At 62.4% G+C, this 8,796-nt stretch carries 4 protein-coding genes and 1 pseudogene; 1 reads left to right on the top strand and 4 read right to left on the bottom strand.

What is annotated here, in order from left to right; genetic code table 11:
• Positions 1-779 precede the first annotated feature (779 nt).
• From M3461_10400 to M3461_10390, 3 genes are read right to left on the bottom strand one after another with little or no spacing between them, the layout of a single operon-like run.
• Positions 780-1,172, bottom strand: coding sequence for a DUF190 domain-containing protein (locus tag M3461_10400; GenBank protein ID MDQ3774729.1), 393 nt, complete (start codon positions 1,170-1,172; stop codon positions 780-782).
• A complete protein-coding gene (locus M3461_10395) occupies positions 1,138-4,200 on the bottom strand; it encodes a DUF2309 domain-containing protein (protein ID MDQ3774728.1) in 3,063 nt (1,020 codons plus the stop codon). The genes M3461_10400 and M3461_10395 overlap by 35 nt, the downstream gene beginning before the upstream one ends.
• 5 nt (positions 4,201-4,205) lie before the next feature.
• Entirely contained in the window at positions 4,206-6,806 is a 2,601-nt protein-coding gene (locus M3461_10390) for a hypothetical protein (protein ID MDQ3774727.1), read from the bottom strand.
• A 329-nt stretch (positions 6,807-7,135) separates the two neighbouring features.
• On the opposite strand from M3461_10390, the pseudogene M3461_10385 reads away from it, so the two are divergent.
• Positions 7,136-7,363: pseudogene (locus M3461_10385) on the top strand (transposase).
• A 450-nt stretch (positions 7,364-7,813) separates the two neighbouring features.
• Here the strand turns inward: M3461_10385 and M3461_10380 are convergent.
• Positions 7,814-8,796: hemolysin family protein (locus M3461_10380; protein MDQ3774726.1), on the bottom strand; the 983-nt coding region annotated here is incomplete at its 5' end.

The raw sequence follows: 8,796 nt of genomic DNA, 5'->3' as shown, positions 1-8,796 counted from the left end.
GGGCGGAACGACCCCTGCCAGGCCAACCGCGGTAGGCAGCCGGATACCTCACGAGCCGTGCTCGTCGCTACCTGACGGGTAACGGCATTCGGCGTGGGTCAGCCTCGCCGATGTGCTTTCCAGTGTGCGGCGTTCGAGGCTCATGCTGGGTCCATTTGTATAGCCAGAACACTGCGCCGGCCAAGATCAAGAAAGCAATCACTGCTTGCACCGGGGAGGCCCACACTGCTAATACGTAGGTCATGACTTCGTTCATGGTACTGTCTCCTTTGATGGTAAATTATATTTAGTCCCGAAGCTCTCGCGCGACCGTTCGAGCTCCGTTGATGCAAAGTATGACCGTGTGAGCGGCGTTAAGATATCCGGCAGAAGATGGAGTTGGACACGCCGTGAAAGCGGGAGAACGATCCCCCTCTCGCGGTACAACCATAGCTGCCCCTTTCGAGAGACGACGACCGCTGTTCAGGCAGGGTGGGGCGGCTATTAAAGCTCGAGCAACACACGGCGTGTGATCAGGGATATGCAATGACCTCGCGATCGGCTTGAGGATCTCCAGTTCTTGGCCGGCGAGCTCATCCGCAGCGGCCTCTCATCAGGGGCAGGGAGGGGTATGAACACGCCCGATATCTTGTGACACCGTTTATTTCTTGCGCCATAGGCGATTCGTCTGTTCCACTCGCCCAAGGCCGGCCGGGGTGCCGGGGAGAATCCCATGACATCGTCGGCGCGGACCGTGGGAAGGGACCACGGGCACGCGCGCCCAACGGGACCGAAACTGGTCACCGCTTGTCGGAGGGCCCGGAAAAGTATTCGGCGCGGCTGACAGCGACGTCGGAGACGAGTATCACACCGGCATACCGATCAAACAGTGGCTTCAAGCCGGCCAAAATCGGCTCCACTTTCTCTTGCGGGACCACGGTGACCAGCATCACCGGGCTGTCCATTTCATTGAACATGGGGTGAGCGGTATGAAAGCCGTGATGGCCTTTGCCCGAAATGTTGTGGAAGATCGTGTACCCGGTCGCCTTGATGCTGTCCAGCAAATCGGCCACGAACTTGACCTGTTTGCCCTGGATGATGATCCTGATTTCCTTCATGGGATGAAGGACCGAGGCCGGCCATGCGGTGTTCTCCTGGTCAGATCGTTTCGGTTCGAAGCGATGGGCCGCCATCGCCCACCGGGGTCCATCCCTGCTTCGGCACATAGTAAAAGAAAATTCCCTGGTCCGGGTCAAGCGCCACCAGGCGGACCCACTCGTTGTCGTAGAGCTGCCGAAGGATCCGGTGGCGCCCGATGATCTGGAGGATCCGCTCCCGGGGCGCTTCGATCAGGGTGAGCATCCGCATGGGCTCATGATACGGCCGGGGTCCGTCCATGACGGTTTGCCAGGCCAGGCCGGTGCGGAGATCGCTCTGGGGCCCGGACATGATGCCGAACCGTCCCACCACGTTGTGGTAGATCTTGCTGCCGCTGCCGTAGACCTCCGTATCCACCGTGGAAAAGTAGTGCTCCATATTGATCCATTGGCCCACGATCTGCGGCCCGGTCATGACGATTTCCAGCAGCCGGCCGGTCTCGTCTCCCCGATGATCGTACGAATGGAGAAAGGCCCGCCCCCCGAGGTCGAGCCCCTGAGTCAGCTCCGAACGCCCGACAATGAAGGCGGCGTTGCCCGACAGACCCCACTCCGGACGGACCTGGCTCCAGTCGCCGCTCCGCCGACGGGTCTCCCGTGCGGCCTGCGCGCGCGGGAGTGTGGACGAGAGTTCGGGGAATCGACCGCACCGTTCCCGACTGTTCCGAAGGCCGGCCTCGGCCAGATCGCGATCCAACCGCTGCCGGTCGTTGAGATGCGTGTGCGGGATGTCTTCCAGATCGAAGATCTCGACCGTGTCGGTGGTGGTGTCGTGTTGGCCGGCGATGAAAAATGTGTCCTGGGGGATCACGAGGCCGTTCTTGGCCAGCGCCTCGCGCACCGACGCCTTGTTGGCCATGATCGCGAGAACGCGCGCATTCGGCTTGCCCTTATTGCCGCCGCAGGCGCCGCAGTCGAGCGCGGCCTCGAAGGGATTGTTCTCCGACGTACTGCCGTGGCCGCAGAACAGGACCAGACGGGCAAAATTCTCGGTCAGCCCCATCATCCGGAGCGCGGTTTCCACGGTGAAGGCCTGCTCCGTGGGGGTGAATCCCGTGCGCGTGATGCGCTCCATGCGCGCGAAGGCGCCGCCGGGATTGATGCGGTACTGCTCCCGCAACACCTCGATGAACGCCGCTTCTTCTTCGGAAGACAGCGATCCCTGGCTCTCGTCCAACGCCCGTTTGCGCAGGTACTCCAGCCGCTCGAGCGACAGATTCAGATCGCGGTCCCCGAACCGCTCCTGCAGGGCGCGGCGGATGATCCCGCGCTGTTCGGCGACCAGCATTTCGGTGACCTCCTCCTGCGACAGCTTGTCCACGGTCAGGCTGGTGGAGACCGGCGGCACGAAGAGGCCTCGCAGCCGGGCGGCCACCCGCTGATACCACGAGGCGAACACCGTTTTCCCGATCAGCGGCAGGCCGTAGAACCAGCCCAAGGACTCCACCATGACGTAGGGCGTGACAACGTTCTCTTTGAGATCATGCAGGAGCTCGTGGCCCGCGTGCAGCAGCTTGGTGCCGGTCCGGTGCCGCAAGAGCAGTTGGCTCTGATAAACCCGGGGCACTTCACGCACCGTGTTTTTCGCCTTCATGATCACCGGGAACTGATCGGTATCGTGATGACGGCCCATGGCCCGGTACCGGATGAAGACGATGAAAAATCCGGCGAAGCCGAAGGTGTCGTAGTCGCCCACGGTTTCAAGGTGACGCCGGAACGATTCGGAGCGCACGTCGATGCAAAATACCGCCTGCGATTGCGGGCGGACGGATGTCGCCGAGAGCGACTTGACCAGATTGGGCCGGAGTTTCTCGAGCAACTGCTCCTGATAGCCGGCTTCGAACGCGTTCAACCACACTGGCCCATGTTCTGATTCGGGAAAGCCGTCCTGCCAGTCCAGCAAGGTTTTGAGCGTGTCCGGCGCCGTATCCATCAGCACCGAAGGCGCGATGTCCAACGCGGTCGCAAGCTCCACCAGCCGCCACGACCCGGACCGAACGTCAAGCCCGGCGCGGTCCACCTTCGGCGCATCCTTCGATGCCGCCGCACCCCGGATCGCCTGGACATTCCCGTCGACGCCGAGTTCCGCTCGACAAACCCGCTGCACCAACTCGCGTTCGTACCAGAGGCGCGCGGCAAGGTACTGGACCAGATCAACGGGATACGCGTGTTGCCACTCGTAGTCGGTTTGATCCGCGCGCCACTTGATGAAGCCCGCCCACCCGGGCAGGGCCGCGAAATGCCGGGCAAGATAGTCCTGCCACCATTCGGGCGGAATACTGAGCGCGGCCAGGTGGTCCAGCAACGCGTCCTCCGGATGAGCCGGCAAGCGCGCGAGCTTCCGGCGGCTCCGGGTGATGCCGCAGGGCGACCATTCCAACGCGGCCAGCGACCTCCACGCCGCGTAGAAACCCCTCTCCCGGCCGGGCATCGCCCAAGCCGCATGGTCTTCGTCTAGGAACGCCTCGCACCATTTGATCATTTCCCGGTTGATTCGGGCCGTGATGTCGGTGCCCAACCTGCGATCGCACCAGGACCCCAGCGTGGCGTGGCGGCCGAACCCAGCCGGATCGTCATCCTTCTCCCGCGCCTGCGCGTGGCCGCCCCCCGCCGGGCCGCGGGAGAGGTGATCCGCGAGTGCGGTAATCACGGCTCGATCCGGACGGCGGGCGATCATGGCGTCGAGTACGTCCACCGGAGGCGCCGAGAGACCGTGGAGCAGCCGGGCCCGCAGCACGTCGAAGTCGGTGATCCGGCGAGCACCCAACGTGACCTGTTTGTCGTGCACACGCGGCTTCAGCGCGGCGTCGATGTGCCGGGGAAGAATCCGGCCCGAGCGGGCATAATCGCGGAACACCTCAAGAGACAGATACCCCTTGCCACCCAACACCCGTTGGCCCCGTTGCGCGGCCTCGTCGAAGTGGAGTTCTTCCAATCCGTGCAACGGATTGTGATGGACGAACGTGCGCATGGGCCAGTACGGGGCGATGATCTCGCTCGAGAGCAGGATCACGGCCCGGAGCTGCGCCCGCTGCGTGTCGCTGTAGGACGTGGTCTGTTCCACGGGGTTCATCGCACGTTCCAGGCCGTCAGGGCATTGGCGCCGAAGAAATCGACCAGCCCGTGCGGCGCAAGACCCAGGGCCAACAGGAGCACGAGCACCACCACCAACGGGGCGAGCTCCGCGGGGCGCAGATCGTCGTAGAGAAGATCCGAACGGTGCGGGCCGAAGAGCACCCGCTGCATCAAGGTGAACGTGTACCACGAGGCCGCAAACCAGGCCGCCAAAATGACCGTCAGCCCCACGGAGATACCCAGGGAAATCACGATCGACGGGTGGAGCAGCATGGCCACGTAACCCGAAAACAACCCGAAGGGAGGCAGCCCCACGGCCGCCATCACCAAGAGCGCAAATAGTACGGCAAAGCGGGGCATGGGCCGCGCCAGCCCGCCGATCCGGTCGAGCGCCAGATCACCGTACCGCGTGCGCACCGCACGCCACGCGACGAGCAGCCCGACAGTGACCAGGGCCACCGAACCGGCGTACACGATCGCCTGCGGAGTTACGGTCCGCGCAACAGCCAGATGCCACCAGAGGATGGAGTAGAGTGTCAGACCGCCGTAGGCCACCACGCGGGCCACCCGCACCTGGGCCAGCGCCTTGATCGACCCGTAGAGGGTACCGAACGCGGCCAGCACACTCACGCCGTCGAGCAGCTCCGCGGGCAGGTCGGGAAGCAAGCCGGCAAACCCGTACAGCCCCGCGACCGGCAAAAGCACCGCCGACAGAATGGGCGCATATCCCGGCAACCGGGTCAGGGCCGCCACATAGAGCCCATGCCCCGGAAAAAGCGGAAGCATGAGCGCGACCAGACAGACGAGGGCGACGTGTTCGATCGAGAGCATTCCCGCGTGCGTCATCGCGGGCGCCACGGCAAGGGCCAGGGCGATTGCCGCGACCACCGGCAAGAGGGCCCTGCTCCGATCCAACCGATTGATCACCCGCCCGAAGCCTTGGCGGAGCCTGAGCGCGAGGCCGTCCAAATAGAGCCGGTTCATGAAAAAGAGGTAGCTTCGGATCTGGACGGCGTTGAACCATCCCAGCAAATGGATCGAGCGACCGTGGCTCTTAGCGTAGATCACGATCCAACCCATGGTGACGAAGAGCGCCGTGGCCACGACCATCTCGTCGAACAACAGGATCGGCAAGGCGGCGGCATGGAGATAAGCGATCACGTCGCCGGGCGCCGGATAGAGAAAGTGGGTGAATCGTTCCGCCGCCAGCAAGTAGGTAGACATCACCAACACCAGCGTTAGCAGCATGATTCCCGCCACTTTCCAGGAGCCGATCGCGCGGAGGCGATAGAGCGTCAGGATCGCCTGGGATGAGGTCACCCAGCTGAAGAACAGAAAAATCACCAGGCCGTCAGAATCCCATAAGGGAATCTGCAACACGCCGTGCGCGGCCAGCACAATAATCAGCGGGAGGAGGAGCGAGGTGATGAATCCGGTCGCCCAGGTGACGGCCGAAAAATCCATTGGCGCTCCTGCGTCGGCCTTGTGCGGCGCCCGTGGTTCCTGACGGGCCAGATGGATCACGTTGCCGCAGTTCAGGAAGATCGTCGCCTTGAAGAGACCGTGCGCGATGAGATGAAACACCGCGAGGGCAAACGCCCCCAGTCCGCACTCCATCATCATGTAACCCATTTGGCCGATCGTGGAGTAGCCCAGCGTCTTCTTGATGTCGTTCTGGGTCAGCATCATCGAGGCGCCGAGCAGCGCGGTGAGCAGGCCGACACCGAACACGACGTGCAGGGTCGTCGGGCTGAGGCCGTACAGCGGGGCGAGGCGGTTCAACAGAAACCCGCCGGCGTTGATGATGCCCGCGTGGAGCAGGGCGTGGATCGGCGTGGGCGCGTAGAGCGAATCGGGCAGCCACATGTGCAACGGAAACTGGGCCGACTTGCTCATGGCCCCGACAAAGATCAACAACGTCACGGCGGTGGCGCCGGTGATCTCGAGTCCGCTGCCGGGCCACCAGAGCGAGAGGGTGGTGTGATCGTCGGCGGCCCGAAGAAACAACTGCGAGAACTCCACGGTCCCGTAAAGGTGATAGGCCAGCACGATACCCGCGAGAAACGCGACGTCTCCCGCCCGCAGCATGATGAACGTCCTGAACGCGCCCTGGACCGTGGGAGGATGTGTATAGTTGTAGGCCAGCAGCGAGAGCAGCCAGCTCAGGAGCTGCCAGAACAAGAAGAGCATCACCAGGTTGGCGCTGGACACCATGAAGAGCAGCGTCGAGATCGAGAACGCCAACAAGGTCTGGTACCGGGCTCGCCCCCGCTCCTGCTGCATGTACCGGATCGAATAGAGGTAAAGCAGCGTGCCGATCCCGGAGATCAACACCATCATCACGGCGGCCAGCCGGTCGATGGAGAGCGCGAACTGCACGCCGCTCCACGGCGATGGGAAGAGGGGCAGTCGGATCGCCTCGTGGCCCGGTGCGGCGACCTGGAAGAGCACCAGCACGGCGAGTCCGAAGGCCACCGCGTGGGCCAGCGCGCCGATGCGGTAGTTCTTCTCGCCGATCAGGCGGCTCGGTAGAGCGGTCAGCAGGGCTGCCGCCAGCGGCGCCAACGGTATCAGCAGCGGGTAGTGGAACAACATATGTCTTACGCAATCTCCCGGGACTGAGCCACAAAACACAAAAGCCAGCACGATCCGTTCAAGGGACTCCTGCTGGCCTACGTTCCACCGGACCCCTGAGCGATGCCCGGTTGTCCGGCAGCCTGTCGCCGAGTCAATAAAAAAGCCGACCCGCTTACATCAGGAGTCGGCCTATAGCCTGACCGATTCCGCTGTTCGGAATCCTTCCGGCTATCTTCCGCAAATTGGTGTTAATTAGCAGGCTGTTGAAAAAGTCGAACTTTCACGTGGTATGACGATCAGATCTCTCGAACGTTGGTCTTGGGAGGACAATCCGGTGCGTGGAATAGATGATCGTCAAGACGGGATGTGTCAGCTACGTGTCGCTGGAGGATCGGGTGCCTCCCTCGCATCCGTTGCGCCCGGTCCGAACCATCGTGGACGAGGCGCTGGCAGGCATGACGGCGGAGCTCGATGCGATGTATGCCATCGAAGGCCGACCCTCGATCGCCCCGGAGCGCCTGTTGCGCGCCTTGCTGCTGCAAGTCTTGTATTCGGTGCGTAGCGAGCGGTTGCTGTGGGCACGGCGCGTGTCGACTTTCAATTTGTGCTCACGATGGCAGCCTACAAACCTGGTAAGGATGCGGAACCTGCTCCATCCGGTATCCTTGCTAGGAGAAAGCGGTGTTGATCGTCGTTCATCCTCATCGACCGCACCCTTCGCATAGCACGGGGGCAACCACCATCTGCTTGCACCGGGGAAGCCCACAACTGCTAATACATAAGTCATGATTTCGTTCATGGTACTGTGTCCTTTGATGGTGCTTTATACCTGACTCCGAAGCTCTCGCGTGACCGTTCGAGCTCCGTTGATGCAAAGTATGGCCGTGTGAGCGGCGTTACGGTATCCGGCAAAAGATGGACTTGGACGCACCGTGAAAGTGGGAGAGCGTTCTCCCTCTCGCGGTGCGACCGTAGCTGCCCCTTTCGAGAGAGGACAACCCCTGTTTAGGCAGGGTGGGACGGTATCAAGCATCTGGGGATGAGGTGTCAAAGTTATCCACCACAGATGATTCGCCTTCCGCACCAACGCGCCGTGCGAACACTTTGTTTATCCGCCATCCGTCCATATCTGATACCTCGAAGCTCCAACCGCGCCAGTCGATGCGTTCACCAACCGCTGGTATGCGGCCGAAGACGCGGAGAACGAACCCGGCAAGCGTATTGAAGTCGCCAGCCGAGAGCATGTCCAGGCCGAGCCGCTGCTGCGCGTCGTAGATCGAGATCGCACCGTCGATAAGCAATGAGCCGTCCACTAGCTCCTTCACCTCCGGCTCTTCGGTCTGTGCCTCCGGCAGGTCGCCCGCAATCGCCTCGAGGAAATCGGTCTGCGTGACGATCCCCTGCAGACTTCCATATTCATCGATCATCAAGGCCATCTCAACGGGCGCGCTCTTGAACATCTCGAGCGTGTCGAGAATCGAGGCGTCCTCGTGCACCGCTACGGGTTTCTGCACGACCTGCATCAGGTCAAAAGGCTTGTCGTCGAGACAAAGCTCCAGGATATCTTCCTTGCGTACGATGCCTACGACCTCATCGATCGATCCACGGCTCACGAGAAACTGACGATGCGCGCTCTCACGCACCTCCGCTAACACGCCCTCCTTGGAATCGTCCAGGTCGATCCAGCTCACTTCCGGCCGCGGCGTCATAATTGTCTGAATTGACCGGTCGGCAAGCGTCAGAACGCCGCGCACCATCCCCTTCTCGGCAGCCGCAAACGCCTCCTCCTTCTGTCCCTCCGGGATCAGCGTGCTCGTGTCCTGGCGCGCCGCGGCTGGCGGCGAGGCAGGAACACCGCCGAGAAGCCGCAACACCGCGTCAGCCGTGCGCCGCCGGCGCGGCATCGAGGCCGCCCATTTTCTGCGATTGCGGAGTGCAAGTTGATTAAAAGCCTCGATCACCACCGAGAAGCCGATGGCGGCGTAGAGGTAACCCTTAGGTATGTGAT

It is taken from the genome of Pseudomonadota bacterium (assembly GCA_030860485.1).
Lineage (GTDB): Bacteria > Pseudomonadota > Gammaproteobacteria > JACCXJ01 > JACCXJ01 > JACCXJ01.
Note: the sequence above shows the minus strand (reverse complement) of the source record. Positions and strands in the feature narration are given on the sequence as shown.